Raw genomic sequence first — 25,309 nt, forward strand, 5'->3', positions numbered from 1 at the left:
TAACGCGACAGTGCATCACCATTTTGATGAAGAGGTGGTCAATCGTTGGTTGGTGGATCATCGTTTTGTGGTGATGTACTTGCCAGCGTATAGCCCTGAGCTCAATTTGATCGAGATCGTGTGGAAACACGCCAAGCATTTTTGGCGTAGCTTCAAGTCGTGGAGCAAGGATAAATTGGTCGAAGAAGTCCACACCCTTTTATCCGGCTTCGGTTCGAAATTTAAAATTAGTTATGCGTGATTACTTATTCGCTTGGGGCAGTGCCACGAGCTAGATAATTGATGCTGTAGTAATCGAATTGATATCCGTTAAACCGAGAATTAATTGGTTTGTCTGCGGCAATAATTACGCAGCGCATATTGGGAGTGAATTCGATGATGTCGCCATGGTCATCTGTATAGTAAGTGCCAGGGTCTTCTTCTATTAATAGAAACCCAAAGCCTGCTTCTCGAAATATTGCGCAGTCATCAATGTAATAGCCTTTTATTAGTTTTTCTGTGCTTAGCTTGTCGAATATATTGGCTGTGTAATCCATTTCTACATTTCCGTATTCGGTGTTATTTCGGTGCCCTGGGGTAATTTAGGTCCGCCGTTTGATAGCCCAGAATGGGGTGTGACTTTTACCTTATCAAGGCCGCCGCAGGCGGTGGGTATCCTTGTCATCTTCGCTCTGTTATCCCTTGCGGCACCAAATCCTTCCCTATGATTGACTCGGGTGTCTGTCAGCTTGGGTACACGTGGGTATGCTGCTGACGCAGTAACTGGACGTTTTGGTATAGCTTCGCAGTAGGATGAATACCATCAAGATCCTGCTCTGGCGGTGAAAAGGGGCTTCTTGCTTACATCAAAAACACCGTGGCTAGCCCGAGGAAAATGAAGAATCCCAGGCTGTCGGTGAGTGCGGTGATCATGACGGATGAGCCGTAGGCGGGGTCGCGGCCGAATTTTTGCATGGTGAGCGGAACAAACAGGCCAACGAGTGCGGCGACCATCATATTGAGCAGCATTGCGGCGGTCATCACCAGCCCCAGATCCCACTTGCCATACAGCGCCCACGCGATCAGGCCGAGTACGCCACCCCAGACTACGCCGTTAATCAGCGCGATGCCCAGCTCTTTGAGCAGCAGCATGCGCGTGTTTGACGTGGTGATTTGCCCCAGCGCCAGGCCGCGAATAATCAGCGTGGTTGTTTGCGTGCCGGTATTGCCGCCGATGCCCGAGACAATCGGCATCAGCGCGGCGAGCGCGACCAGATGGGCGATGGTGTCTTCAAACACGCCGATGACGCGGCTGGCGATAAAGGCCGTGCAGATATTGATCGCCAGCCACGGCCAGCGGTTTTTGACCGCCTTGCCGACGCTGGAAAACAGGTCTTCATCTTTCAAACCGGCCAGTGACAGGACTTCGGCTTCGGATTCCTCGCGGATGACGTCGACCATCTGATCGACCGTGATGCGGCCGATGACTTTGTGGTTGGAATCGACCACGGGTGCGGAAACCAGATCGTAGCGCTCGAAGGCTTGCGCAGCTTCGCCTGCGTCGTCAAAGGGCTGGAAAATGACCACGTCGTCGGCCATTACATCCCCCACGTATTGCTCTGGATCGCTCACCAGTAGTTTATTCAGGGGTAATACCCCCTTGATAATTTCTTCGTCATCAACCACAAACAGCTTGTCGGTATGCGTCGGCAACTCATCAAAACGGCGCAAATAGCGCAAGACCACTTCGAGGCGCACATCGGCGCGGATGGTGACCATCTCGAAATCCATCAGCGCGCCGACCTGATCGTCGGTGTACGACATCGCCGATTGCACCTCGGCGCGGTCTTCCGCGTCCAGCGTGCCGAGGACTTCGCTTTGCACCGCTTGTGGCAGATCGGGCACCAGATCGGCCAGCTCATCGGTATCGAGCTGCCCGGCGGCGGCGACCATTTCATGCGGTGCCATATCGGCCAGCAGCGATTCACGCACGACGTCAGAGACTTCGAGCAGAATTTCGCCGTCGTCATCGGCGTCGACCAAGCCCCAGATCGTCAGGCGATCCGCTGGCGGGAGTGCTTCCAGAATGTGCGCGATGTCAGCCGGGTGCAGCGCGGCCAGTTTCATTTGCAATTCGGTCAGGTTTTGCCGGTGAACCAGCTGCTCGACCAGATCGTGTTTCGGGCCTTCCTGCTTGTGCACCATATTCTCGACCAGCTTGTGGCGCTCGAGCAGGCGGATGACTTGTTGCAAGCTCTCTTGCAGGCTTTCTTGCGGTTTGCGGCTAATCACGGTCATGGGCGAAATCCGGCTGGCGACGCCATTTTGCGTGGGTGGCGTCGCAGGTCTATTGGTGCGCTGCAGTGTAGCATGGGGGCGTGAAAGCTTTGTGATTGAGGCTTGGGTAGTTTGCCATGTCGCGCTCAGGTGTGCTGACTGGTGGCTGGGTTGGACTTTGCCATTTTTCTGTCATATTCAGCGCCTATCATCGTGGCTTTATTGAGTTTTACACACAGGAATTGCGCAATGAAACGCTGGCTGGCACTAGGTAGCACCGCTTTGATCATGAATCCGCTGTTTGCGGCCGAGCCAGCACCGCTGGTGCTTAATCTGCTCGGGCGTTACAGCACCGGGGTGTATGAAAAAAGCGCAGCCGAGATTCCGGCATTTGATCCGGCGTCCAAGCGTGCTTTTGTGGTGAACGCACAAAAAGGCGTGGTTGATGTGCTGGATTTGCGCGACCCGAACCAGCCTGTTGCGCTGGGCGAATTGTCGGCTACGGCGGTCTTGCCGCAGGCGGTGGTCAATAGTGTGGCGGTGAAAAACGGCATCGTGGCGATTGCGATTGAAGCGCCGGTGAAAACCAATCCGGGCAAGGTGGCGTTTTTCCGCGCGACTGATTTAAGCCTGATCAGTCATGTGGGCGTTGGTGCGCAACCGGATATGCTGACCTTTACTCCGGATGGCAAAAGTGTCGTGGTGGCCAACGAAGGCGAGCCAAGTGCTGATTACCAGACCGACCCCGAAGGCTCGGTGAGTATCATCCATATCCAGAATCTGAAAAAACCAGCGGTGCGCACGGCGGATTTCCGCGCTTTCAATGGCCGTGAAAAACAGCTGCGCAAGGCTGGTGTGCGCATTTATGGGCCCTATGCCAGCGCGGCGCAGGATCTGGAGCCGGAATACATCACCATTTCTGCGGACAGCACAACAGCGTGGGTGACGCTGCAGGAAAATAACGCCCTGGCCAAGGTTGATCTCAAGCAGGCCAAGGTGAGCGATGTGCTGCCTTTGGGCTTTAAAGATCATGGCGCACAAGGTAATGGGTTGGACGTGAGTGACAAGGACAAGAAGATTAATATCCGCACCTGGGTTGGTGTAAAAGGCATGTATCAGCCGGACAGCATTGCTAGTTATAGCGTTGCGGGCAATACCTACCTGGTGCTGGCCAATGAAGGCGATGCGCGTGCCTGGGGTGAAGACGATAAAGCCTACTGGGCGGGCGATGCCGCGAAAGGCTTTGTTGAAGAAATCCGCGTGAAGAATCTGCTGCACAAAGACGGTTTTGCCGGTCAGAAAGAGCTGCCGCCCCAATTGGCCAAGCTGGCCAAAGGGGCCGTACTCAATCCGGCGGTCTTTGCTGACTGCGGCGCAGGCGCTTGCATTGACGATGAGCAGCTGGGTCGGCTGACCGTGAGCTGGACTCAGGGCTATCAGGTGGGTGACGATGGCTTGCCCAAGCTCAATGCCGATGGCAAGCTGGTGTACGATCAGCTCTTTGCCCAGGGCGGCCGTTCATTCTCCATCCGCGATGCCAACGGCAAGCTGGTGTGGGATTCGGGCGATCAGTTCGAGCAGCAGCTGGCCAAGATCGAGCCGAAGTTTTTCAATACCAATCACGGCAAAACCGCGTTTGATGATCGCAGCGATAATAAAGGCCCCGAGCCGGAAGGCTTGGCGATTGGCCAGATTGGCGAGCGCACCTATGCCTTTATCGGTCTGGAGCGCATGAGCGGCATTATGATGTACGACATCAGCAATCCTGCCGCGCCGACCTTTGCCGGCTACACCAGCACACGCAATTTTGAGGCCAAAGAGCTGGCCGCAGCGGGTGATCTGGGGCCGGAAGGGCTGGCCTTTGTCGCGGAAAAAGATTCACCGACCGGCGAGCCCTTGCTGATTGTCGGCAATGAAGTCAGCGGTACAACGGCGATTTTCTCCATCATCCAGTAATACCCCCTGTCATGATTCAGCCTGAGCCCTGTGAGGCTCGGGCTGGGTCAATTCGATTACGGATATCTCCTGCCAGTTCAGGCTGTACTGGCTGCGAAGCCCGCCCTGCAATCTACCAGCTTCACCTGTCTCTCCACCCCGTCTGCGCTTGAGCGCGCGCCTCACTTTATCTGCCGCCAGATCACACGCCGTGATCACCCCAGCCCGCCGTGGCTGCCGTATAATCGCGCCCATTCGCATGATTTACCTGCAAGGCGCTTTTTCCATGCTCAATGCCTTTGTCCTCTCCGCTGGCCGTTTGATTCAGGTTCCCGCCTTAGTGCCGGAAGACTTGTCGCGACCGGAAGTATTATGGGTGGATATGGTCGACCCGACCGATGATGAGCGCGAGCTGGTGCAGCGCGTGTTTCATCTGGAGTTGCCCGAAGACGAAGAGCTGAAAGATCTGGAAGAGTCGGCACGCTGCTATGTGGATGACAATGGCGTGCACATCAGCTCGTTTTTTCTGACGCATACCGAAGATGAACACCAGAACGTCACGGTGTCGTTTTTGCTCAATGAAGGCCGCCTGTTAACGATCCGGCAGGAAGAGCTGGCCGTTTTCCGGCTGTTTCGCCTGCGCGCCCGTGTACAACCGGGTTTTGTCGGTAGCGCGCAGGAGATTTTGCTAGCGATTTACGACGCGGCGGTTGAATACGACGCCGATGTGTTGGAAGAAATCTACGCCAAGCTCGACGGCGTAAGCCGCCGTGTGCTCGACCATAGCGCCGAAATGACCGACGAGCTGATGGGGCAGGCGCTGGCCGAGCTGGCGGGGCACGAAGACATTAACGGTAAAGTGCGGCTTGATCTGATGGATACGCGCCGCGCGCTGTCTTTCCTGCTGCGCTCGCGCCAACTCGCGCCAGCGCAGGAAAACGATCTGCGCGAAATTTTGCGCGATCTGGAGTCGCTGAATAATCACAGCGCGTTTTTGTTCGACAAGATCAACTTCTTGATGGACGCGGTGATGGGTTTGATTAATCTGGCGCAGAATAAAATCATCAAGATTTTCTCGATTGCCAGCGTAGTTTTCCTGCCGCCAACGCTGGTGGCGTCGATTTATGGCATGAATTTCGCGCACATGCCCGAGCTGCAATTTGCCTGGGCTTATCCGGTGGCGCTGGGTTTGATGGTGCTGTCGGGCATTGCGCCTTATGTCTTTTTCAAACGCAAAGGCTGGCTGTAAGTTAGGGGCTTAACGCCATGATTTTGCTAGAGTTCTCCGGCGTGATCGGCTAGGCTAAGGTCTGTCGTGGGCGCCGTGTACTCCCACTCCGAAAACACCGCTAGGTAAGCACAATGAGCGCCACCGTTCCCAACGCCGCTGAGCGAATTGCCGACATTGCCCGACGCATGTACCGTGCGCCTTCGGAAATCCTGCTGCAGGCCGAGGCTTTGCTGGCCGATAGCTACGCCTATCACGATTTGCACACCCAGGTGCATGCCTGCCTGTATCTATCGATTATCCGCAATCAGCTGGGCATGCGTTTTGACGACTGCACCTTGCTGCTGCAGGCGCTGGAGATCTGCGAGACCCATGATTACCGCCTGCTGTCGGCGCAAGTGCTTGAGCGGCTGGGGCGGGATCGCTATACCGGCGGGCTGTACGCCGAATCGCTGGCTTACTGGAAGCAGTGCATTGAGGTTTGCCGTGCGCTGCGCCACTGCGGGCATGCGCATGTGCAGGCGCTGATCGGTCTGGGCCACGTCTGCAGTGCGTATAACGAGCATCTGCAAGCCGTTGAATTTCACCGTGCTGCGCTGCAGCTGCTCAAGCTGCATCCGGATCCGCTGATTCATGTGCGCGCCTTGCTCAGCCTCGGTTGGGATTTGTATAACGGCGGGCAAAGCGATGAAGCCGTGCAGATTCTGCACGAAACAATCGAGCTTAGCCGCCAGCACAATTTTGGCCATTATGTGTCCGAATCGCTGCTGCATCTGGGCACCATCCATTTAAAAGCGCGCGATCTGGCGCAGGCCGAGCTGTACTTTGAAGAATGTCTGGAGTCGATGCAGGAAACACCGTCGCACTGGGCCGAATGCAATCTGATGGGCATGCTGGCCGAAATCCGCTTTCTGCAAGGCTCGCCCGAAATGGCGCGCGATATTATCGAGCGCGGCATCCATCTGGCGCAGCAGGATGGCATGCGGCATATCGAGGCCAAGCTTAATGCGCAGGCGGCGGGCTATTGCGCCGCGCTCAATGACAGCAGTGGCATCGAGTATTACGGCCGCCAGCTGGAGCATTTGCACGAAGAGAACGATCAGTCCTGGCACATCCCGGCGATTGATCTGAGCAATATCCGTCAATACTTGCCAGGCTAGTTGGGTATATTAATGTAGGCTTTATCTGAGTTGCTCTGTAGCGATATACCCTTGGTTGCGGATTAAAGTCTTACGCTTGTCTTGAATTCATCCGGCTTGCCGCCATATCTATCTGAATAATCAATTGACGCTGGAGCCGCCCATGAGCGTGCCACACCTCACTACTGCATTAACCGGCCCCTTGCTGGAGCTGGAACGCAAAATCCTCGCCGCGCAACCGGAAATCGAACACTGGTTCCGCAATCAGTGGCAGGAACACACGCCGCCGTTTTATGGCTCGGTCGATTTGCGCAATGCAGCATACAAACTGGCGCCGGTCGATATGAATTTGTTCCCGGGCGGATTTAATAATCTGAATCCGGATTTTCACCCGCTGGCGGTGCAGGCGGCGATGATGGCGCTTGAGGGCTACTGTCCGGACGCGCGCCGCATTTTGCTGATTCCGGAAAACCACACCCGTAATCTGTTTTACCTGCAAAACGTCGCCGCGCTGGCCAAAATTCTGCGTCAGGCCGGGATGGTGGTGCGCATCGGCAGCATGAATCCCGAGATCACCGCGCCCACCGAGCTGGATTTGCCCGATGGCAGCAAAATGCTGCAAGAGCCGGTGGTTCGCGCTGGCAATCGCGTCGGCTTGGGTGCTGATCTGAGCGAGTTCGACCCTTGTGTTGTGCTGCTGAATAATGATCTGTCTGCGGGCATTCCCGACTTACTGAAAAATATCGAGCAAACCTTGTTGCCGCCGCTGCACGCGGGTTGGGCTGTGCGGCGTAAAACCGGGCATTTTGCCGCCTACGATAGAGTGGTCGCCGATTTTGCCAAGATTATTGATATTGACCCATGGCTAATCAATCCCTACTTCGAGCACGTCGACGGGCTGGATTTTCACGCGCGCGAAGGCGAAGAAAAGCTCGCGGCGACGATTGACGCGATGATCAAGAAAATCGCCGTCAAATACGCCGAATATGGCATTAGCCAAACGCCATTTGTGATTGTCAAAGCCAATGCTGGCACCTACGGCATGGGTATTATGAGCGTTAAATCGGGCGAAGAACTCATCGGCCTGAACCGCAAGCAGCGCAATAAAATGTCGGTCATCAAGGAAGGTGTGACAGTGCACGATGTCATTGTGCAGGAAGGCGTACCGACGTTTGAAACCATCGACGACGGTGTGGCCGAGCCGGTGGTGTATATGCTCGATCGCTTTGTGATTGGCGGCTTTTACCGTGTGCACACCGACCGTGGCATTGACGAAAATCTGAACGCGCCGGGCATGCACTTCAAACCGCTGGCGTTTGCCACGCCGCTGTCTACGCCCGATTGCGATGGCTCGCCCGACTGTGAAGCAAATCGTTTCTATGCATATGGCGTTGTGGCACGCTTGGCTTTATTGGCCGGCTCGCTGGAGCTGGAATCCGATCCATTTGAGGGCAGCCTGTAATGCCGACGATGACTATCCTGTTTGTGGCCGACCCACTGGCCGGATTCAAGATTTACAAAGATTCGACCTACGCCATGATGCGCGAGGCGGCGAGCCGGGGTCATCAGGTCTGGGCTTGTCTGGCCGATGATTTGCGGCTGAAAAACGGTATCGTTGAAGCGCGAGCGCAGTTGATCGGCTTTACCGAGCAGCAAAATGGTCACGACTGGTATCGCATCGACAGCGAAGAAGTCATCGCGCTGCGCGACTTGGGCGCGGTGGTGATGCGCAAAGATCCGCCGTTTGACCAGCAATATCTGTATGCGACGCAGCTTTTTAGCCTGGCCGAAGCGCAAGGCGCGAAAGTATTCAACCGTGGTCAGGCACTGCGGGATTTCAATGAAAAGCTGGCGATTTTCCAGTTTTCACAATTTATTGCGCCGACCATGGTGAGCCAGAATATGGCCGATATTCGCGGCTTTGTGGCCGAGCACGGCGATGTGATCGTGAAGCCGCTCGATGGCATGGGTGGGGCGGGTATCTTCCGCATCACCAGCAACGACGCTAACTTGGGCAGCATACTGGAGATGTTGAGCCACAATGGCGAACGTCTGGTGATGGCGCAAAAGTATCTGCCGGCCATCAAGGACGGCGATAAGCGCATTTTGCTGATCGACGGTGTTCCGGTTAATTGGTGTCTGGCGCGCATTCCTGCTGATGGTGAAACCCGCGGTAATCTGGCCGCTGGTGGCTCGGGTGTTGCGCGGCCTCTGACTGCGCGAGACAGGGAAATTGCCGAGGCGCTAGGCCCGCAACTGGCCACGCAAGGCTTGCTACTGGTGGGGCTGGACGTGATTGGCGACAATCTGACCGAGGTCAACGTGACCAGCCCGACGTGTTTTCAGGAAATTACCGCCCAATCTGGGATTAATGTGGCGGGGCTGTTCATCGACGCAATTGAAAGGAAAGTGGCTTGAGTCGCTTTTTTTCCCTTCAGATCAGCCGCGGTCTTGTTCTAGCCGCGGCTTTTTTGCTCACGGCGTGCGGAAAAAGCGAGCTGTATCAGCAGGAAAGCTATGTCTTTGGCACGCGGGTACAGATCAGTATTTATGGGCTGGACGAAGCCGTGGCGGCCAAGCACGCTGGTGCTGTGCTCGCCGAGCTTGATCGCTTGCATCGCAAATTGCACGCGTGGCAGCCGTCGGAAATTACCCGTCTGAACGCGGCCATCAAACGCGGCGAGCTGACTACGGCCGATATCGAGCTGATCGAGATGCTCAAGGCCGCCCAGGGCTACGAGCAGCAAAGCGATCAGCTGTTTAATCCGGCGGTGGGGGGGCTGGTCGAGCTATGGGGCTTTCATCGCGATACATTTGCGCCTGTCATACCCGATGCACAATCGCTCGCTAAACTGCTGGCGGCACAACCGAGCATGGCGCAGCTGCGCATCGATCAGGCCAGCATCGGCTCGGATAATCCAGCGGTGCAGATTGATCTGGGTGGCTTTGCCAAAGGCTGGGCGCTTGATCACGCGGCCAGCTATTTGCGCCAGCAAAGGGTGCTCAATGCGCTGATCAATATTGGCGGCAATGTGCTGGCGCTGGGCAAAAAAGACCAGGAGCCCTGGACCGTGGGCTTGCAGCATCCGCGCCAACCCGAGGCGATGGCAACGATTGCGCTTAAAAGTGGTGAGGCCATTGGCACTTCGGGCGACTATCAGCGTTATTTCATGCAGGGTGGCCGTCGCCACAGCCATCTGATCGATCCGCGTACGGGGCTTAGTGCTCAAGGCATTCAGGCCGTGAGCGTGATTGCACCACCCAGTCAGTCGGCAGGTACGATTTCCGATGTGGCGACCAAGCCCATGCTGATTGGTGGTCTGGGAACGAGCTGGATGTATGCGCAGCGCTTTGGTATTCGTGATGCGCTGGTGATCGACGAGAAGGGCGATGCATATATTTCATCGAGCCTGCAGGCACGGATCAAATGGCTGAAAAAGCCGCCCCATGTTTACCGTTTGCGCTAAAGCTGCGTTGTCAGGCTTTGCTGTCTGTGTGATCGCGAAGTGTTGCAGGCAGGTGGCTTGGTATTTTGGAAGCTGCCTGAACGCCAGAAACAGTTATATGATGCATCAATCAGGATTAATCTTTCTGCCCACAAGGTGGTAAGGCCAGAAAAAGGAAGTATTTGGGCATGGTAGGCATAATCATAGTCACCCACTATTCCATGGGTGAGGCTTTGATGACATGTGCGCAGCACATCATGGGGCGTCCATTGCCCAATCTGGGGCAACTGGCCGTCAGCAAGGCCGACGATCCCGATGAGGTATTGAGTCGGGCGCAAGCATTGATCAAGGAGCTGGATGATGGCTCGGGCGTGTTGCTGCTGACCGATATTTACGGCGGTACGCCATCGAATGTGGCTAATCGCCTGATTTGTGCCGGACGCATCGAAGCGGTCGCCGGGGTCAATCTGCCCATGCTGGTGCGCGCACTGTCGTATAGTCATCAATCGCTGGAAATCGCGGTCAGCAAAGCGATTACCGGTGGGCTTGAAGGCGTTTTGTATATGTTACCCGGCAATCCGTCGTAATTAGGAAATAGAATCATGCCGCAACAAGAAGTTGAAATCGTCAATAAACTGGGCTTGCATGCCAGGGCTTCGAGTAAATTTACCCAGCTGGCCAGCCAGTATCAGTGTGAAGTGTGGGTCAGCCGCAATCAGAAGCGGGTGAACGCCAAATCGATCATGGGCGTGATGATGCTGGCCGCAGGCAAGGGCAGCAAAATCGTAATCGATACCAGCAATGCGCCCGACGAGCAGGTTGCGCTTGATGCGCTGGTGGCGCTGGTGGCCGACAAATTTGGCGAAGGCGAATAAAAAAAACCGGTGATCGCGGCCACAAGAGCTTGCGACACCTTTGGCAGCTTGCTGGTCGTGAGCGCATACACGCTTCATTGCAAACCTTTGGCCATTCAGATGGCCATCGGCGTAGCGTGAAAGTGGCTTAACTGGCATTGACTGAACAGGTTTCAGGAGGGAATTGATGAGTATTAGCCTGCACGGTTTAGGGGTTGGTGGTGGTATTGCCATCGGACACGCCCATTTGGTATCGCACGCCGATATTGAAATACTTCATTATCCTGTTCCCGCTGAAGGCCTAGCCGCCGAGCTGCAACGTTTTGACGATGCCATCCGCAATACCCGTAAAGAGCTGGAAATGCTCTGGGGCAGCATTCCGGACAATGCGCCAGCTGAGCTGGGTGCTTTCTTGAGCCTGCATATCATGCTGCTCAACGACCACACGCTATCGAAAGAGCCGCGCCATATTATCGAAACACAGCGCTGCAACGCCGAATGGGCGGTGAAGCTGCAGCTGGATGTGCTGCTGGCCCAGTTTGACGAAATTGAAGAGGAATACCTGCGCGAGCGCCGCACCGATGTGATTCAGGTGACCGAGCGGATTTTCAAGGCGCTGGCCGGGCATGAACATGGTGCACACGCCCCAGTTTGCGATGGCGACGATTGCATTCTGGTCGCGCATGATCTGTCGCCAGCCGATATGGTGCTGTTTAAAGACACCAGCTACAAAGCCTTTATCACCGATGTGGGCGGGCTTACTTCGCATACGGCCATTCTGGCGCGCAGTCTGGATTTGCCCTCAGTGCTGGCGCTGCGCAATGCGCGCGAGATTATCCGCGAGCAAGAGCTGATTATTGTTGATGGTATCAAGGGTTGCGTGATTGTCGACCCGGACCCGGCGATTCTGGCCGAATACCAGTTCCGGCAAAATGAATGGCTGCTCAAGCAAGCCAAATTGCAGGATATTCGTACTCAGGCCGCCGTCACACTCGACGGTACGGCGATCGAGCTGAGTGCCAACATCGAATTGCCCGACGATTGCGATCTGGCGCTGGAGAATAGCGCCAGTGGCGTTGGCCTGTTCCGTTCGGAATTTTTATTTCTGAAAGAAAACGATCTGCCGACCGAAGAAGAGCAGTTTGAAGCCTATCGCGAAGTGGCTCAGGCCATGCAGGGCAAACCGGTAGTCATTCGGACTATCGATCTGGGTAAAGACAAGATTCCTTCCTGGCAGATTGAGCGCGAAGCGCCCAACCCGGCGCTGGGCCTTACAGGTATCCGCTTGTGCATGGCCGAGCCGCAAATGTTCCGTACCCAGCTGCGCGCGCTATTGCGGGCGTCGGCATTTGGCAAAATCAAGCTGCTAATTCCAATGTTGTCGGCCCTGAGTGAAGTCAAGCAGACCCGGCTGCATCTGGAAGACATCAAGGCCCAATTGCGCGAAGAGGGCATTGCCTTTGACGAGCATATCGAGCTGGGCGGCATGATTGAAGTACCTGCCGCGGCGATGGCGGTTGGGGCTTTTCTGAACCATCTGGATTTTATCTCGATTGGTACCAATGACTTGATCCAGTATTCGCTGGCCGTTGACCGCAATGATGATGCGGTTAGCCATCTGTATGATCCGCTCAACCCCGGCGTGCTGCATTTTCTCAAACACATCATCAGCACCGCCGACAAACTGGGTAAGCCGGTGTCGATGTGCGGTGAAATGGCTGGCGACCCGAGCCTGACCCGGTTGCTGCTTGGCCTTGGCTTGCGCCGCTTCTCGATGCTGCCCATCCAGCTATTGAAAGTAAAACAGCAATTGCTCACCGGCGATATTGGCCGGATCAAGCCACTGGTGAGCAAAATGCTCAAAGCTGACGATGAAGATCAATTGCGGGCGCTATTGCAGCAGTTGAACCAATAAGCGCTGCCCAAGGCTATGCTTGCGTCCGATTTACGCCAGTTTCTACCGCCTCAGTGCTGCGTGCCCGACGATATTTCCCGTTGCCTGCAGCAAGGGCGGTATTTATTTACCTCGCATTGCGAATCATCGCTGATCCTGGCCCAAGCTGCGCTCGATAGTGCCAGTATGCTGGAGCACTCGGCCTTGCAAGCCGAGGCGCTGATCCTGCTGGGGCAATCGCAGCAGGTATTGCAGCAAACCGATGCTGCGCTGGCGTCCTTCCAGCGTGCGCTGGTGCTGGGCAAGCGGCTTGAGTCTTGCGCAATTCAAAGTGCCGCCTGCGAAGGTCTGGCGCTGTGCTACCAGAATCTGCGGCAAAATCCCAAGGCACTGCAGGCCTGGCTCAATGCACTGGAGTTGGGTTTGCAATCGGGCGAGCCGGTGCGCTATATCCAGGCCTATCTGGGGATTGGCAGCCTGTATTTCCAGCACGAAAATTACGAACAGGCTTGTTATTACCAAGCACAGGCCGTTGAATGGTCTCAGCTGCAGGATGATCGCGATCTGCAGGCCAAGGCCAGATTGCATCTGGCTGCAACGCTGATCAAGATGAACGATTACAGTCTGGCCGAACAATTACTGCAGCAGACCGAAAACATCCTGCTGCTGCCGGTTCGGTTATCCTGGCAGGCTGAAATCAATCACTATCTCGGGCTGATCCAGATGGCGCGGCAGGATTGGCCGCGTGCAGAGCATTACTTTCAGGCCGCGCATGCGCTGAATGTCACCACCGCCTCGCGCTGGGGGCAAACGCAAAGCCTGATCAGTCTGGGGCAGCTGAGTGCACGCAAAGGTGATTTGCAGGCCGCTATCGCCCGCCTGCAAGCTGCTTTGCTGCTGGCCGAGCAGCAGGCGGATGATCATCTACGTCAGCAGATCCATGCCGAGCTATCAGCCTTGTACGAAGCGCAGGGCGACTATGTGCGGGCCACTACGCACCATATTGAATTTCATCAGTTTTATTTGCAACTGCTCAAGCAAAATGCCTCGGATCAGCTCGATGCCTTGTCGTCGCGGCGCTTGAAACAGGCTGAGATCAAGCTGCAATTGCTGCGCAGCGAGCTGGAAGTCAAACAGCTGATGCAACAGCGTAGCCTCGAGCACGAAAGAATGCAGCAGCTGGAAAACGCGGCGTTTCACGATGCGCTGACCGGTGCATTTAATCGCCATGCGCTCGACGAGCAATTGCCTGTGTTGCTGCAGCAGGCGCGGCAGGATGGCTCGACCTTGTGCCTGATCATGATTGACTTTGATCATTTCAAGCAGGTCAACGATGGTTATTCGCATCAGGTGGGTGATGACGTACTGAAAACCGGCATTAAGCTATTGCTCGCGCTGACGCGTGAAACGGATTTGCTGGCGCGTTTTGGCGGCGAGGAATTTGTCCTGATTTTACCGCGCAAAAATGCACAGCTGGCGCGCCGGGTGGCCGAGCGCATGCGCCAGGAAATCGAGCAGTTTAACTGGGGCGCGCTCGCCCCCGGTCTGGCGGTGACCATCAGTCTGGGCTGCGCCCAATGGCATTCCGGGATGGGGATTGATGAACTGATGGCCGCCGCAGACCAGGCGCTTTATCAGGCCAAACATGCGGGGCGCAATCAGGTGTGCCTGGCGCCAGCCAGATCGGCAGGAGCTGCACCATGACTGAGGCGCTCTGGGCACAGGCCGAAACGATAGCCAGCCAGCTGCAGGATGAACCCGCACAGGCTGAGTCCGCAGCGCAAGCTTTGCTGCAACAGGCCAAATTGCAGTCTGATCATGAGCTGCTTGCCCATGCCCACCGCTTGCTGGCGCGCAGCCAGCATTTGCAGGGCAAAACCGGCGAGGCCATTCGCACTTTGCAGGCGGCGATCCGTTTTCTGCAACGGCACAAGCTGAATCAGCCCATTATGCAGGCCTACGATGAGCTGGGCAGCCTGCTGTATGAACAACTGAACTATTACGCCGCGCTCGATGCTTGGCTTAAATCGCTGGAAATAGCGACCGTCTTGCAGACCTCGCACGGCTGTATCCGCGCGTATCTGGGGGTGGGCAAAGTTCATTTTGCCTTTGGTGACTATCGCAAAGCGACCCATTTTTACCAGATGGCGCAGAGTCTGAGCCTGCCCTTGCAGGATGCCCGGCTCGATTGCGAAGTGGCACTTAATCTGGCGGCCAGCGCGTATCGGCTGGGCGAGTATAACAAGGCGCAGGCGGCGCTGGGGCAGGTTTCGCTGCATTTGCTGGAAGACTTGAGCCAACCGGCTTGGGAGGCCGATGTGCTGACCTACAATGGCCTGCTCCATCTGCATTTTTCCCGCTATAGCGTAGCGCAGGAATTGTTAAGTCAGGCTTATCAGCTGTATCGCAAGCATCGCCTGATTGGTGGACAAGGGCAGGTGATGATTGCACTGGCGCGCTGTTTTACCGCGCTGGCGCAAGCTGATCTGGCCGAGGAATGTTTGCTGGAAGCTGCGCGGCTCAGCACAGAGCATCAGTTGCTGTCGCTCGGTGTGGAGTCGCACACATCGCTGGCACAGCTCTATCTGGAGCAGGGGCAGCATCAATCGGCCTTGCAGCACCGCAAATTGCTGCACGCCTTGCTAGTCGGCCAGCATCAGGAGCAGGGATTTCCCTTGCAGATGTCCAGCCATGCCCGCATGCGTTTGCGCAAAATCGAGCGCGAGCTGGAAACCCGCAAAATCCGCCTGCGCCTGTTGGCATTGCACTGAGCTCAGGCGGGCAGGGCAATACGCTATAATCGGCTTTTTGCTGCTGTTGCGCTGACCATGACCGTTCAAACCCTGTCCCTTTCCGATTCGCTGCGTGATTATTTTTTGCAGATGGCTTTGCGCGAGCCGGATATTTTGCGCGAGCTGCGCGAATCGTCCGTGGATCACCGGGTCGCCAAAATGTCGCTGGCACCCGAACAGGGCGCATTGCTGATTTTTCTGCTGCGCTTGATTGGCGCCAAGCGCTATATCGAGGTCGGCACTTTCTTGGGCTATAGCTCGATTGCCGCCGCGCTGGCGATGGGCGAGGACAGCGAAGTGATTGCCTGCGACGTCTGCGAAGAATTCACGGCGCAGGCGCAGGCCTGGTGGAAACGCGCCGGGATCGAGCAGCGCACCACGCTGTATCTCGATCGCGCTAGCGAGACCTTGCCGCGCCTGCTCGAAGAAGGTGCCGCCGGGACTTTTGACTGCATGCTGATCGACGCCGACAAGCCCAACTATCCCAATTATTACGAATACGCGCTGCAACTGGTGCGCCCGCGCGGGCTGATTATTCTGGACAATATGTTTCTGAATGGCCGGGTCGCCACGCCGCAAGCCAGCCACCCGCGCAGCGTCGCGATCTTGCACGAATTCAACCGCCAGCTGCGCGACGATCAGCGTGTCGAACACTGCATCCTGCCCACGGGCGATGGCATGACTTTGCTGTTTAAGCGTTAGGGTATATTGCTGTAGAAGGCATATATATTGATGTGTAGAGATATACCTTTGCTTTTTTATGTTGCTTGCCCTCTGCAAGCTCTGTAGAAATCCCTATCTCCGCAGTGGCAAAACACCGGTCAGCGGCTACACTGGAAGCCATTGACCCGAGTGTAGCCCCAGTATGTTAGCGATGACGCAACCCTTTAGCTCGACGCCGCAATTTGCCCAGCAGGTGGCGCAGATTGAAGGCCTGTTGCACAACGAGCGCACACTGGCGCAGCAGTCGCTCGATCAACTGCTGGTGCAGACGCGCGCGGGGCGCGATGCCGTGGGTTTTATCACTGCGGTCGAGCTGCTCTCGCAGATTACCTACGGCGACACCAGCCTAGATCTGCAGTACGAAGCCTTGCAAATGGCACAGGGCCATCATCTCTTTGCTGCCGAAGCACGCCTGCTCAATCTGATTGGCTGCGCCCTGTATGCCAGCGCGCGTTATCAGGAAGCGATGCAAACCTGGGCGCGCTGCCTGGAAACTGCCGAGCTGTCGCAGCAATACGTTTGCTGGGTTAAAGCCAAAATGGGGCTGGGGCAGATTTATGATGCACTGGGTGATTCGGCGTCGGCAGTGCACCTGCATCAGGAAGCGATCGAGCGTTGCGCACAGCTGGATGATCGCTGGCTGCTGTTGCAGGCGCATATCAATCTGGGCGTGAATCTGCACAAGCTGCGCCGCAGCGAAGAAGCGCTGGCGGCGTTCAATTTTGCCCTCGATACCGCCCGCGAGCTCAAGCATGCCGATGATGAAGCCGAAGTGCTGATGCGGATTGGCGAGCTGTACGTGGCCAAGCAGGCATTTCCCTTGGCGCTGCGCTCGCTCGATTCGGCCTGCGTGATTGCCGAGCGCACCGGCTATCGCTGGGCATGGGCGCAATCGCTATTGCTGCGCGCTGAGTGTTTGCTGCGCATGGCGCGGCCAAAAGAAGCGCTGCAACAGGTGCATCAGGGGCTTGAAGTTGCCAAGCAGGCCGGCGCTTCGCACGTCAGAATGAAGCTGCTGTATCTGCTGGCCGAAGTGTGTGAGGCGCTGGATGATTTTGCCACCGCGCTGCAAATGCAGCGGCAGGCGCAGCAGCTCGAGCGGCAAATCAATCAGTCCTTGCAGCGCGAACCGCTGCAACAAATCGCCCAGATTGCCGGTTTGTCGCCCAATGCCGACCAGATGCTGCTTGATCTGGCCAGCGATGCGCGGCTGGAGCAGGGCGATTTGCCTGTGCTCAGCCAGATTTTGTGCCAGACCGCCTGCAAGGTGTTGCAGCTGGCGCAGGCGAGCTTCTGGCAATGGTCGGCCGACCGGCAAACCTTGCACTGCCTGTTGCGCGTGGCTCAGGATGGCGCATTGCTGCAAGCGGGCCCCGATGTGCCGCGCAATAAGCTGGAGCTGCTGTTTGGCTATCTGGATGCGGGCGAAATTGTGGTGGCGCATTCGGCTGCGCAGCATGTTTACACCTGGCAATGGAGCGAGCTGAGCCTGCATCTGCAGGGCATCAGTGCGCTGATTCTGGTGCCGGTGCGGCTCAATGACAGCAGCGTTGCCGTGTTGGCGTTCGAGCATTTGCATCAGCAACGCAACTGGCAGCGCGACGAGCTGCAGCACGCCACCCAGCTGGGCTTGCTGGCCAGCCGGGCGCTGGCCCAGCATCAGCAGCGGCAATACCAGTTGCAGATTGCCCGCTTGAACGAGCAGCTGCAAAACCAGAATGAAATGCTGGAGCAGCGCGTGACCGAGCGCGGTCAGGCCTTGCAGCAAGCTAGCCAGAAACTGGTACAGGCCGAAAAATTGGCTGCGCTGGGCTATCTGGTCGCTGGCTTTGCGCACAAACTCAATACCCCGCTGGGCAGCGTGCTCACGGCGGCCAGTACTTTCAGTGAAAAAAGCAGCGAGATCAGCCGCTTGCTTGATGCTGGGGCCATGAAGAAATCGCAGCTGGAGCAATTTCTGGCCGAAGGCCACACCATTGCCGAAATTATCCAGCGCAATGCGCATCGCGCCAGCGATATGATCCGTGATTTGCGCCAGCTGGCAGCCGATGATGACGCCATGCTGGCCGCGCGGCTTGGCCTTAAATCCTTGATGGACGATATTATTGCGCGCTATGCGGCGCGCAGCGACGCCAGCCTGATCCGCTTTCACAATCTGCTGGATGAAGGCCTACATATCCTGAGTTATCGTGCGGTACTGGAGCTGATCGTGGCGCAACTGATCGAGAATTCATTGCGCCATGCCTTTATGCCCAGCCAGAGCGGGCAGATTGAGATTGCCAGCCAGTACACCGGCGCTGGCCAGCTGCAAGTGCTGTATCGCGATAACGGCGTGGGCATCGCCAGCGAGCTGCAGCAAAAAGCGTTCGAGCCTTTTTACACCACGCAGTTTGGTCAGGGGCATAGCGGGTTGGGTCTGTATCAGGTGTATTCGCTGGTGCATGGCAAGTTGGGCGGCGAAATTGCTTTGCGCAGCGAGCCGGGGCAAGGCCTTGAAATTACACTAACTTTGCCCGCCAGCGCCAACTTGTCGAGCGCTACTTTTGCGCCTGCAGGCTAGAAAGCCCTAGTTTTTATCCGGTTATTTAAGCGGCTTTGGCCATTTTATCTGATAAAAAACAAGCATTTAGCTGCAATAAATCGCCAAATCTGCGACAATGCGCGATTAGCCTTATTCGTCGTCGCCATGAATTCCACTCATTCCCCGCTTAAACCGATTTACGAACTACCCGCAGGCGTAAAGCCACGCCAGCCTGCGCCTTTCCTGCCGATGAGCCGCAAGGAAATGGATCAGCTCGGCTGGGATGAGTGCGACATCATCATCGTAACGGGCGACGCTTATATCGATCATCCGAGTTTTGGCATGGCGCTGCTTGGCCGCCTGCTGGAAGCGCAGGGTTTTCGCGTCGGCATTATCAGCCAGCCAGACTGGACTTCGGCCGACGACTTCAAGCAGCTGGGCAAGCCTAGGCTGTATTTTGGCGTCACCGCTGGCAATATGGATTCGATGATTAACCGCTACACCGCCGATAAGAAGCCGCGTTCGGACGACGCCTATACCGCCGGTGGTATGGCAGGTAAGCGCCCAGATCGGGCGCTGAACGTGTATTGCCAGCGCTGCCGCGAAGCATATCCGGGCGTGCAGATTATGGCTGGCGGCATTGAAGCCAGCTTGCGCCGCATCGCGCAGTATGACTACTGGAGTGACAAAATCCGCCAGTCGGCGCTGATTTACTCCAAAGCCGACCTGCTGCTGTTCGGCAATGCCGAACGCGCGCTGGTGGAAGTGACGCAGCGCGTCGCCGCTGGCGAGAAAATGAGCGAAATTCGCGATGTGCGCGGCACAGCTTTTCTCGCACCGCATGGCTGGATGCCCGAAGGCTGGGTGGAGCTCGATTCTTCTGTCGTCGATATTCCGGGCCAAATTGATCCACATATCAACCCGTATGCTGATGAAAGCGAACGCCAGCAAGCCAACCAGAGCAATACCCCCAGTGATGCCCCGCAGCCTATCCGCATCGTTTCACGTGAAGCACGCCTGGCTGCCCGCCGCGAAGTGCGTGGCCGCACCGTGATTCGGATTCCATCGTTTGAAACCGTGACCTACGATCCGGTCAGCTACGCACACGCCAGCCGCACGCTGCATCTGGAGTCTAACCCCGGCAATGCGCGGGCGCTGGTGCAGCAGCATGGCGAGCGCGATGTATGGATGAACCCGCCGCCGATCCCGCTGGAAACCGCTGAGATGGATTACGCGTTTGACCAGTACTTCGCGCGTAACCCGCACCCAAGCTATGGCGAGCAAGTCATTCCGGCGTGGGACATGATCCGTTTTTCGATCAATATTATGCGCGGCTGTTTTGGCGGCTGTACATTCTGCTCGATTACCGAGCATGAAGGGCGGATTATCCAGAGCCGCTCGGAAGGCTCTATCCTGCGCGAGATCGAAGAAATCCGCGACAAGACCGAAGGCTTTACCGGCCATATTTCCGACTTGGGCGGCCCGACCGCCAATATGTATCGCCTCGCGTGTAAAGACCCGAAAATCGAGCAATCCTGTCGCCGCCTCAGCTGCGTGTATCCCGGCATTTGTGAGAATCTGAATACCGACCACAGCAGCTTGATTCAGCTGTATCGCAAAGCGCGCAAAATCAACGGCGTGAAAAAAATCACCATTGGCTCCGGCCTGCGCTACGACTTGGCGGTTGAATCGCCCGAGTATGTGAAAGAGCTCGTCACGCATCACGTGTCGGGCTATCTGAAAATCGCGCCGGAACACACCGAAGACGGGCCGCTATCGAAAATGATGAAGCCCGGCATTGGCGCTTTCGAGCGTTTTAAAGACATGTTCGAGCATTACAGCCAGCTCGCGGGCAAGAAACAATATCTGATTCCCTACTTTATCGCCGCCCATCCGGGCACTAGCGACGAAGACATGCTGAACCTCGCGCTTTGGCTGAAGAAAAATAATTTCCGCCCCGATCAGGTGCAAGCGTTCACGCCCACGCCAATGGCGATGGCAACGACGATGTGGCACACCAAGCGCAACCCGCTCAAACGCATCCATCGTAGCTCGGAAAAAGTCGACATCATCAAAGACGAAAAACGCCGCCGCGTTCACAAAGCGTTTTTGCGTTACCACGACCCGAAAAACTGGCCGATTTTGCGCGAAGCACTGATCAATATGGGCCGCGCCGATCTGATCGGCACCGGCCCCAAACAGCTGATTCCCCCCGAATCAGCCGCCGAAAAATCCATGCAAGCCCCGAAGGGCAACGCTCGTGGCGGCGGCGGACCGGGCTCGGTGGGCAAGATACCTAACCGGAGTAAATCGCCACAGGACAATGCTAGAAATGCTGCTGGCGCTATACCCCGTGGACATGTGGGTGGTGCAGCCAAGTTTGGCCAGCAACGTCCGGCAAGTAGACCCGGAGCAGCCAAGCCTGCAAGTAAATCGGTTGGCAAGAAAGCCCGTTAAGCAAAAAGCCTCGCATGCGAGGCTTTTTGCTGTTTGCCGACGGCTAGCGATTCTTCATTTCATTCTCTAGGGGCTTTCTTGGTGTACCAATCAAATAGCAATTTCATCGAGAAGTCCAACACCACAATCGATTAAATACTGTGCTGTTTGCTCATAAAACGAGGTCGGTCGAGTCGGATCGGTGGAGTCGCCATGGGGGATGTAGATCACCATGCCTTGCCGGGCTCGGGTTAGCAGTACGCGATAAGCATTTTCCAAATAACGCTGCTGCTCTGGCTTATGCCGGCGTTTCCAGCTGGTGCCGGTAAATTTCCAGTGCGTAAATTGCCCTTCTTGATAACGATAATCAGCATCCCACGCCACTAGACACCAATCTAGCTCCAAGCCTTGAATATCAAATTCAGTCGCCACGTCTTCAAGGTAATGGGACGAGCGCACGTCTTCTACATCATTTAGAAACCAATCTGTCGCATCAATCGTATTTTTAACAAAGATGCCTTCTGGTTTTAGACGGATGGCTCCAGATGACGCAATTAATCCTTTACTATCCTCGCCACGTGCCTGCTGACGTATCCATTGCTTAGCGTGCTCAAGCTCACGCGTTAGCATAATTGGAAAACGTTGTTGCAACTGCTCAGCATGCCAGTTGGCACGGGCCACGTCGTTATGAATCAGGTGATGAACCCAGTGCGACAAGGTTTCTGCTCGAAAGGAGCGCATCGACGTCGCTAAATGTAGCGCGGGAGATTCAGATATTTTGTGAACTCCTGCGAGGCTAATTCCACCACCGGCATACTCAGCATGTGCCAATTGAGGAGAGTAATAAACATTCCAATGAGAAAAATGCTTACATAGTGCATCCAACCAGCCTTGTAACCCAGCCTCTCCTTGATTGATTTCTTGCCCACCGCCGATTAGCGCGATGATGACACACCAATCTTGATGGCGATCCATGACACTGATCAGGAACTCTGGCTCTGACTGCTTAAATCCTTGCTGACCGCGCTTTTGATTCATGAATTTGGCCGTATGCTCCAGATTCCATGCGCGCTGTGCCTCGTCAAAAATCACCACCCGTTCAGCCGGTGCGGAATGATCTTCTAAATATTGATCACGAAAACGGTGGATATTTTGGATATGGGATTCGGCTTTTCGCAGAGCATCTCGCTTATTCCCATCTTGCTGACGTAAGATCGAATCACGCGCCAAGGCTTCGGTGAGTACCGCGACTAATGGGCCATTACCAGACAAAAATACGGCATGTTCATCATCCGCTGGATTCGCATTGTTTGTTGCGATATTTAGACCAACCAGCGTTTTTCCCGCACCGGGAACCCCGGTTACAAAACAAATGGCTTTGTTTTTCTGTTCGCGGCTCTGATGAATGATGTCTTGCAGGGCGTGTGTAGTTGCGTACAAGTTTTTTGCGCCAGCGTCATGCCGTGCAATATCAAGCACCTCGTGATCCGCATACAGCGCTTGTGCTGCTTGAATAATCGTTGGCGTTGGCTTGTAACTGCCTGCCAGCCAATCAACCCAAGTAATCTCTTGCTTAGCTTTTGTCTCTACTAATGCGCGTGCAAGGCAGTCGGGTAAATTGGTTGAATTCGCACAAACGGGTTGATAGACGCTATCGTGCTCAGAACTGAGAAAAGTAAAATCAGTAGCTGGCCCTTCACTGGCAACAAGGATAGGTACTATCGTTTGCTCATGACTGCTGCTGTGGAAATGGTGTAAATCCAAAGCATAACCATGCACTTGCCGCAGATCTGGTGCCAAGTAATGGCTTGAGCCGATCTTGAACTCGATCACAAACAGGCGATTGCGCAGAATAAGTACGGCATCGGCACGACGCCCCATACGAGGTATTTTGGCTTCGAGCAACACATAACCATCGGCATATTCGGCAAGGGCTTGTTGCAAGATAAGGACCTGCATACGCCAAGCGCCGGTTTGCAAGTGCTCTAAATTTTGGCTATGCCGCTGAGTTAAAACCCCGATCACATGCTCAGCCGTGTGATGCAAGAATTGATCGACAGGTGCACCGTAAAAAGCTGCATTTTCGAACATCACTCGCTTCCTTCTTCGAAAAACACTGAAGGGCTAACCCCCAATGCTTTTGCTAAGCGAAAAAGGTTTAATAGGCTGAGATTACGAACACCACGTTCGATGCCACTGATATACGTTCTATCCAAATCGGCCTGCTGACCGAGCTGTTCTTGGCTGAGTCCTCTTGCTGTGCGCAATTGCCGTATTTTCAAACCAAAGCTAATCAGTTCTTGATTCACAGGAGCATCCTTAATTGAGTTTTGGATGTTCCAGGTGATGTGACTTATTCGTCTACGGACTATGTGTCACAATTATGTTTTTATGTTGAAGGTCAGTTATGACGTGCGATTGGGTGCTGGAATATCTTTACCGTGATGCGGGGAATTACAAAATTTATGGTGCAGCCTTTTTTGGTGGAGCATTGAGTCAGATTGGGCACAAAAATCTCCAAGCTGCACTAATTGATGGTTTGTACTTTAATCCCGAGTCACTCGGCCTACGCCCACTGCGGGATGAATTGATTCATCAATTTGGAACAAGTGATGATGATCATCATTGGCATGAGTGGCTAGAATTCCGTCGTAGCACTGCTGCGGAACAAAATCTTCAACCTGAAATGAGTACAGTTGAGTTACTCCAGCGAATAGCGGCAAGCTCCAAAAATTTACGTTGTTAGGTTCGCCATACTGGCAACGACGATGTGCACACCAAGCAAAACCCGCTGAAGAAAATTCATCGCAGCTCGGAAAAAGTCGACATCATCAAAGACGAAAAACGCCGCCGCGTTCACAAAGCATTTTTGCGCTATCACGACCCGAAAAACTGGCCGATTCTGCGCGAAGCGCTGATCAATATGGGCCGTGCCGATCTGATCGGCACCGGCCCCAAACAGCTGATTCCCCCCGAATCAGCCGCCGAAAAATCCATGCAAGCCCCGAAGGGCAACGCTCGTGGCGGTGGCGGGCCGGGCTCGGTGGGCAAGATACCTAATCGGAGTAAATCGCCACAGGGCAATGCTAGAAATGCTGCTGGCGCTATACCCCGTGGCAAGCCAGTGGTGCGCACGGGCGGTAAGCCCGCGGCCAAAACGGGCTTTGGCGCTGGAGTTGGCAAGAAGCCGGGCTCAAGATAAAGCTTACCGCCGGGCTCTGTCTGCTTGCCCCGCCGCAGTATTGCGCGGATAATCGCGTCCGCGAAGCGGGACAGACCATCGCTGCTACCAGTGTAATGCTGGCGGGGGAGGAAAGTCCGGGCTCCATAGAGCAGAATGCTGGCTAACGGCCAGGCGGCGTGAGCCGACGGAAAGTGCAACAGAGAGCTGAACCGCCAGTGTGCCGGGTTGAACTGTGGATTGAGACCATGGGAACCGGCGCTCAGGTAAGGGTGAAAAGGTGTCCCCGCCTCACGGGGAGCCCCGCAAGGGGTCGGTAAGAGCGCACCGCGGCGCTGGTAACAGTCGCTGGCAGGGTAAACCCCATTCGGAGCAAGACCAAGCAGTAGGCGTTGAGGTTGCTCGCTGAGTCTACGGGTAGGTTGCTTGAGCGCGTCAGTAATGGCGCGCCTAGAGGAATGATGGTCACGGCTGGCAACAGCCGGACAGGACCCGGCTTATAGTCCCGCTTCGCACTCCCCACCATCAAAATCACTTTTGCCCTTCGTCGGCATTTTTCACCCTTAGCAACACGGCTATTTTAACTTGCGGCTCATTGCGCTACTTTAAGGCTATGGTCGATCTCGGCTTGCTTACGGAGAACAATGATGAAAAATGGATTACTAGCCCTCCTGTTTGCCATGCTGCCCGTGCTCGCACACAGCGCCGAAATTACTGTCGATGGTGTCACAATCAAAAGCGGCAACACGACAATCCGCTTTGGCGATCAGGATAAGCGGGGTTATTACTGGGATGGTAAAGTCTGGCGTGATCCGGTGTACTGGAAGAAAAACCATGGCAAAGGCATTGGCACCAAATGCCCACCAGGACAGGGCAAAAAAGGCCGTTGCTAATAGTGGGTATC

Annotated in this window: 22 protein-coding genes and 1 other RNA gene; 19 read left to right on the forward strand and 4 right to left on the reverse strand. The window is 55.5% G+C overall.

Annotation, left to right across the window (positions count from 1 at the left end; genetic code table 11):
• On the forward strand, nt 1-241 hold a 241-nt coding region (locus FLS37_RS14880; RefSeq protein WP_198314448.1), incomplete at its 5' end, for a transposase.
• Between the two features lie 4 nt (nt 242-245).
• Here FLS37_RS14880 and FLS37_RS14885 read toward each other — a convergent pair.
• Nucleotides 246-536 carry a hypothetical protein gene (locus FLS37_RS14885; protein ID WP_157670763.1) on the reverse strand — a complete coding sequence of 97 codons (291 nt, stop codon included), beginning with the start codon at nt 534-536 and terminating at the stop codon, nt 246-248.
• Nucleotides 537-840: 304 nt separating this feature from the next.
• Entirely contained in the window at nt 841-2,277 is a 1,437-nt protein-coding gene (mgtE, locus tag FLS37_RS14890) for a magnesium transporter (RefSeq protein ID WP_157670764.1), read from the reverse strand.
• Between the two features lie 228 nt (nt 2,278-2,505).
• Here mgtE and FLS37_RS14895 point away from each other — a divergent pair, with 228 nt between their 5' ends.
• The 14 genes from FLS37_RS14895 (at nt 2,506) to FLS37_RS14960 (ending at nt 21,245) form a co-directional block, all read left to right on the forward strand.
• The gene (locus tag FLS37_RS14895) at nt 2,506-4,212 is read left to right on the forward strand and encodes a choice-of-anchor I family protein (RefSeq protein WP_157670765.1); all 1,707 of its coding nucleotides are present in this window, start codon (nt 2,506-2,508) and stop codon (nt 4,210-4,212) included.
• Between the two features lie 238 nt (nt 4,213-4,450).
• Nucleotides 4,451-5,440, forward strand: a complete 990-nt coding sequence (gene corA / locus FLS37_RS14900; RefSeq protein WP_348943601.1) for a magnesium/cobalt transporter CorA — start codon at nt 4,451-4,453, stop codon at nt 5,438-5,440.
• Between the two features lie 113 nt (nt 5,441-5,553).
• Nucleotides 5,554-6,579, forward strand: a complete 1,026-nt coding sequence (locus tag FLS37_RS14905; protein WP_157670766.1) for a lipopolysaccharide assembly protein LapB — start codon at nt 5,554-5,556, stop codon at nt 6,577-6,579.
• A 142-nt stretch (nt 6,580-6,721) separates the two neighbouring features.
• The gene (gene gshA / locus FLS37_RS14910) at nt 6,722-8,020 is read left to right on the forward strand and encodes a glutamate--cysteine ligase (RefSeq protein WP_157670767.1); all 1,299 of its coding nucleotides are present in this window, start codon (nt 6,722-6,724) and stop codon (nt 8,018-8,020) included.
• Nucleotides 8,021-8,028: 8 nt separating this feature from the next.
• Nucleotides 8,029-8,976 (forward strand): glutathione synthase, encoded by a 948-nt coding sequence (gshB, locus tag FLS37_RS14915; RefSeq protein WP_157670797.1) that lies wholly within the window; start codon nt 8,029-8,031, stop codon nt 8,974-8,976.
• Nucleotides 8,973-10,025 (forward strand): FAD:protein FMN transferase, encoded by a 1,053-nt coding sequence (locus FLS37_RS14920; RefSeq protein WP_157670768.1) that lies wholly within the window; start codon nt 8,973-8,975, stop codon nt 10,023-10,025. Before gshB ends, FLS37_RS14920 begins: the two co-directional genes overlap by 4 nt.
• A 167-nt stretch (nt 10,026-10,192) precedes the next feature.
• Nucleotides 10,193-10,591 (forward strand): PTS sugar transporter subunit IIA, encoded by a 399-nt coding sequence (locus FLS37_RS14925; protein WP_157670769.1) that lies wholly within the window; start codon nt 10,193-10,195, stop codon nt 10,589-10,591.
• A 15-nt stretch (nt 10,592-10,606) separates the two neighbouring features.
• A complete protein-coding gene (locus tag FLS37_RS14930) occupies nt 10,607-10,879 on the forward strand; it encodes an HPr family phosphocarrier protein (RefSeq protein ID WP_157670770.1) in 273 nt (90 codons plus the stop codon).
• Nucleotides 10,880-11,045: 166 nt separating this feature from the next.
• Nucleotides 11,046-12,773: a phosphoenolpyruvate--protein phosphotransferase gene (ptsP, locus tag FLS37_RS14935; RefSeq protein WP_157670771.1), complete on the forward strand. Its 1,728-nt coding sequence runs from the start codon at nt 11,046-11,048 to the stop codon at nt 12,771-12,773.
• A gap of 15 nt (nt 12,774-12,788) precedes the next feature.
• Nucleotides 12,789-14,456: a GGDEF domain-containing protein gene (locus FLS37_RS14940; protein WP_157670772.1), complete on the forward strand. Its 1,668-nt coding sequence runs from the start codon at nt 12,789-12,791 to the stop codon at nt 14,454-14,456.
• On the forward strand, nt 14,453-15,523 hold the full coding sequence (locus FLS37_RS14945; protein ID WP_157670773.1) for a tetratricopeptide repeat protein: 1,071 nt from the start codon (nt 14,453-14,455) through the stop codon (nt 15,521-15,523). Before FLS37_RS14940 ends, FLS37_RS14945 begins: the two co-directional genes overlap by 4 nt.
• A gap of 57 nt (nt 15,524-15,580) precedes the next feature.
• Nucleotides 15,581-16,246, forward strand: coding sequence for an O-methyltransferase (locus FLS37_RS14950; protein WP_157670774.1), 666 nt, complete (start codon nt 15,581-15,583; stop codon nt 16,244-16,246).
• Nucleotides 16,247-16,418: 172 nt separating this feature from the next.
• On the forward strand, nt 16,419-18,827 hold the full coding sequence (locus tag FLS37_RS14955; RefSeq protein ID WP_198314669.1) for an ATP-binding protein: 2,409 nt from the start codon (nt 16,419-16,421) through the stop codon (nt 18,825-18,827).
• A 126-nt stretch (nt 18,828-18,953) separates the two neighbouring features.
• Complete coding sequence (locus FLS37_RS14960; protein WP_157670776.1) at nt 18,954-21,245, forward strand: YgiQ family radical SAM protein; 2,292 nt, start codon at nt 18,954-18,956, stop codon at nt 21,243-21,245.
• Between the two features lie 90 nt (nt 21,246-21,335).
• Here the strand turns inward: FLS37_RS14960 and FLS37_RS14965 are convergent, their stop codons facing one another.
• Complete coding sequence (locus FLS37_RS14965; protein ID WP_157670777.1) at nt 21,336-23,315, reverse strand: DUF2075 domain-containing protein; 1,980 nt, start codon at nt 23,313-23,315, stop codon at nt 21,336-21,338.
• Complete coding sequence (locus tag FLS37_RS14970; RefSeq protein WP_157670778.1) at nt 23,315-23,533, reverse strand: helix-turn-helix domain-containing protein; 219 nt, start codon at nt 23,531-23,533, stop codon at nt 23,315-23,317. Before FLS37_RS14970 ends, FLS37_RS14965 begins: the two co-directional genes overlap by 1 nt.
• Nucleotides 23,534-23,631: 98 nt before the next feature.
• On the opposite strand from FLS37_RS14970, the gene FLS37_RS14975 reads away from it, so the two are divergent.
• The 4 genes from FLS37_RS14975 (at nt 23,632) to FLS37_RS14990 (ending at nt 25,298) form a co-directional block, all read left to right on the forward strand.
• Complete coding sequence (locus tag FLS37_RS14975; RefSeq protein ID WP_157670779.1) at nt 23,632-23,970, forward strand: hypothetical protein; 339 nt, start codon at nt 23,632-23,634, stop codon at nt 23,968-23,970.
• A gap of 24 nt (nt 23,971-23,994) precedes the next feature.
• The gene (locus FLS37_RS14980; RefSeq protein ID WP_157670780.1) at nt 23,995-24,426 is read left to right on the forward strand and encodes a DUF3362 domain-containing protein; all 432 of its coding nucleotides are present in this window, start codon (nt 23,995-23,997) and stop codon (nt 24,424-24,426) included.
• A gap of 62 nt (nt 24,427-24,488) precedes the next feature.
• Nucleotides 24,489-24,921: RNase P RNA component class A (gene rnpB, locus FLS37_RS14985), an RNA gene on the forward strand.
• Between the two features lie 128 nt (nt 24,922-25,049).
• The gene (locus FLS37_RS14990; RefSeq protein ID WP_157670781.1) at nt 25,050-25,298 is read left to right on the forward strand and encodes a DUF2502 domain-containing protein; all 249 of its coding nucleotides are present in this window, start codon (nt 25,050-25,052) and stop codon (nt 25,296-25,298) included.
• Nucleotides 25,299-25,309: the final 11 nt, after the last annotated feature.

This window comes from Chitinibacter sp. GC72 (assembly GCF_009760905.1).
Classification (GTDB): domain Bacteria; phylum Pseudomonadota; class Gammaproteobacteria; order Burkholderiales; family Chitinibacteraceae; genus Chitinibacter.

What these genes read in the sequence shown, in the direction of transcription:
- FLS37_RS14885 (WP_157670763.1), bottom strand. Translation starts at nt 536, where the DNA reads ATGGATTACACAGCCAATATATTCGACAAGCTAAGCACAGAAAAACTA.
- mgtE (WP_157670764.1), bottom strand. Translation starts at nt 2,277, where the DNA reads ATGACCGTGATTAGCCGCAAACCGCAAGAAAGCCTGCAAGAGAGCTTG.
- FLS37_RS14895 (WP_157670765.1), top strand. Translation starts at nt 2,506, where the DNA reads ATGAAACGCTGGCTGGCACTAGGTAGCACCGCTTTGATCATGAATCCG.
- corA (WP_348943601.1), top strand. Translation starts at nt 4,451, where the DNA reads ATGATTTACCTGCAAGGCGCTTTTTCCATGCTCAATGCCTTTGTCCTC.
- FLS37_RS14905 (WP_157670766.1), top strand. Translation starts at nt 5,554, where the DNA reads ATGAGCGCCACCGTTCCCAACGCCGCTGAGCGAATTGCCGACATTGCC.
- gshA (WP_157670767.1), top strand. Translation starts at nt 6,722, where the DNA reads ATGAGCGTGCCACACCTCACTACTGCATTAACCGGCCCCTTGCTGGAG.
- gshB (WP_157670797.1), top strand. Translation starts at nt 8,029, where the DNA reads ATGACTATCCTGTTTGTGGCCGACCCACTGGCCGGATTCAAGATTTAC.
- FLS37_RS14925 (WP_157670769.1), top strand. Translation starts at nt 10,193, where the DNA reads ATGGTAGGCATAATCATAGTCACCCACTATTCCATGGGTGAGGCTTTG.
- FLS37_RS14930 (WP_157670770.1), top strand. Translation starts at nt 10,607, where the DNA reads ATGCCGCAACAAGAAGTTGAAATCGTCAATAAACTGGGCTTGCATGCC.
- ptsP (WP_157670771.1), top strand. Translation starts at nt 11,046, where the DNA reads ATGAGTATTAGCCTGCACGGTTTAGGGGTTGGTGGTGGTATTGCCATC.
- FLS37_RS14940 (WP_157670772.1), top strand. Translation starts at nt 12,789, where the DNA reads ATGCTTGCGTCCGATTTACGCCAGTTTCTACCGCCTCAGTGCTGCGTG.
- FLS37_RS14945 (WP_157670773.1), top strand. Translation starts at nt 14,453, where the DNA reads ATGACTGAGGCGCTCTGGGCACAGGCCGAAACGATAGCCAGCCAGCTG.
- FLS37_RS14950 (WP_157670774.1), top strand. Translation starts at nt 15,581, where the DNA reads ATGACCGTTCAAACCCTGTCCCTTTCCGATTCGCTGCGTGATTATTTT.
- FLS37_RS14955 (WP_198314669.1), top strand. Translation starts at nt 16,419, where the DNA reads ATGACGCAACCCTTTAGCTCGACGCCGCAATTTGCCCAGCAGGTGGCG.
- FLS37_RS14960 (WP_157670776.1), top strand. Translation starts at nt 18,954, where the DNA reads ATGAATTCCACTCATTCCCCGCTTAAACCGATTTACGAACTACCCGCA.
- FLS37_RS14965 (WP_157670777.1), bottom strand. Translation starts at nt 23,315, where the DNA reads ATGTTCGAAAATGCAGCTTTTTACGGTGCACCTGTCGATCAATTCTTG.
- FLS37_RS14975 (WP_157670779.1), top strand. Translation starts at nt 23,632, where the DNA reads ATGACGTGCGATTGGGTGCTGGAATATCTTTACCGTGATGCGGGGAAT.
- FLS37_RS14990 (WP_157670781.1), top strand. Translation starts at nt 25,050, where the DNA reads ATGATGAAAAATGGATTACTAGCCCTCCTGTTTGCCATGCTGCCCGTG.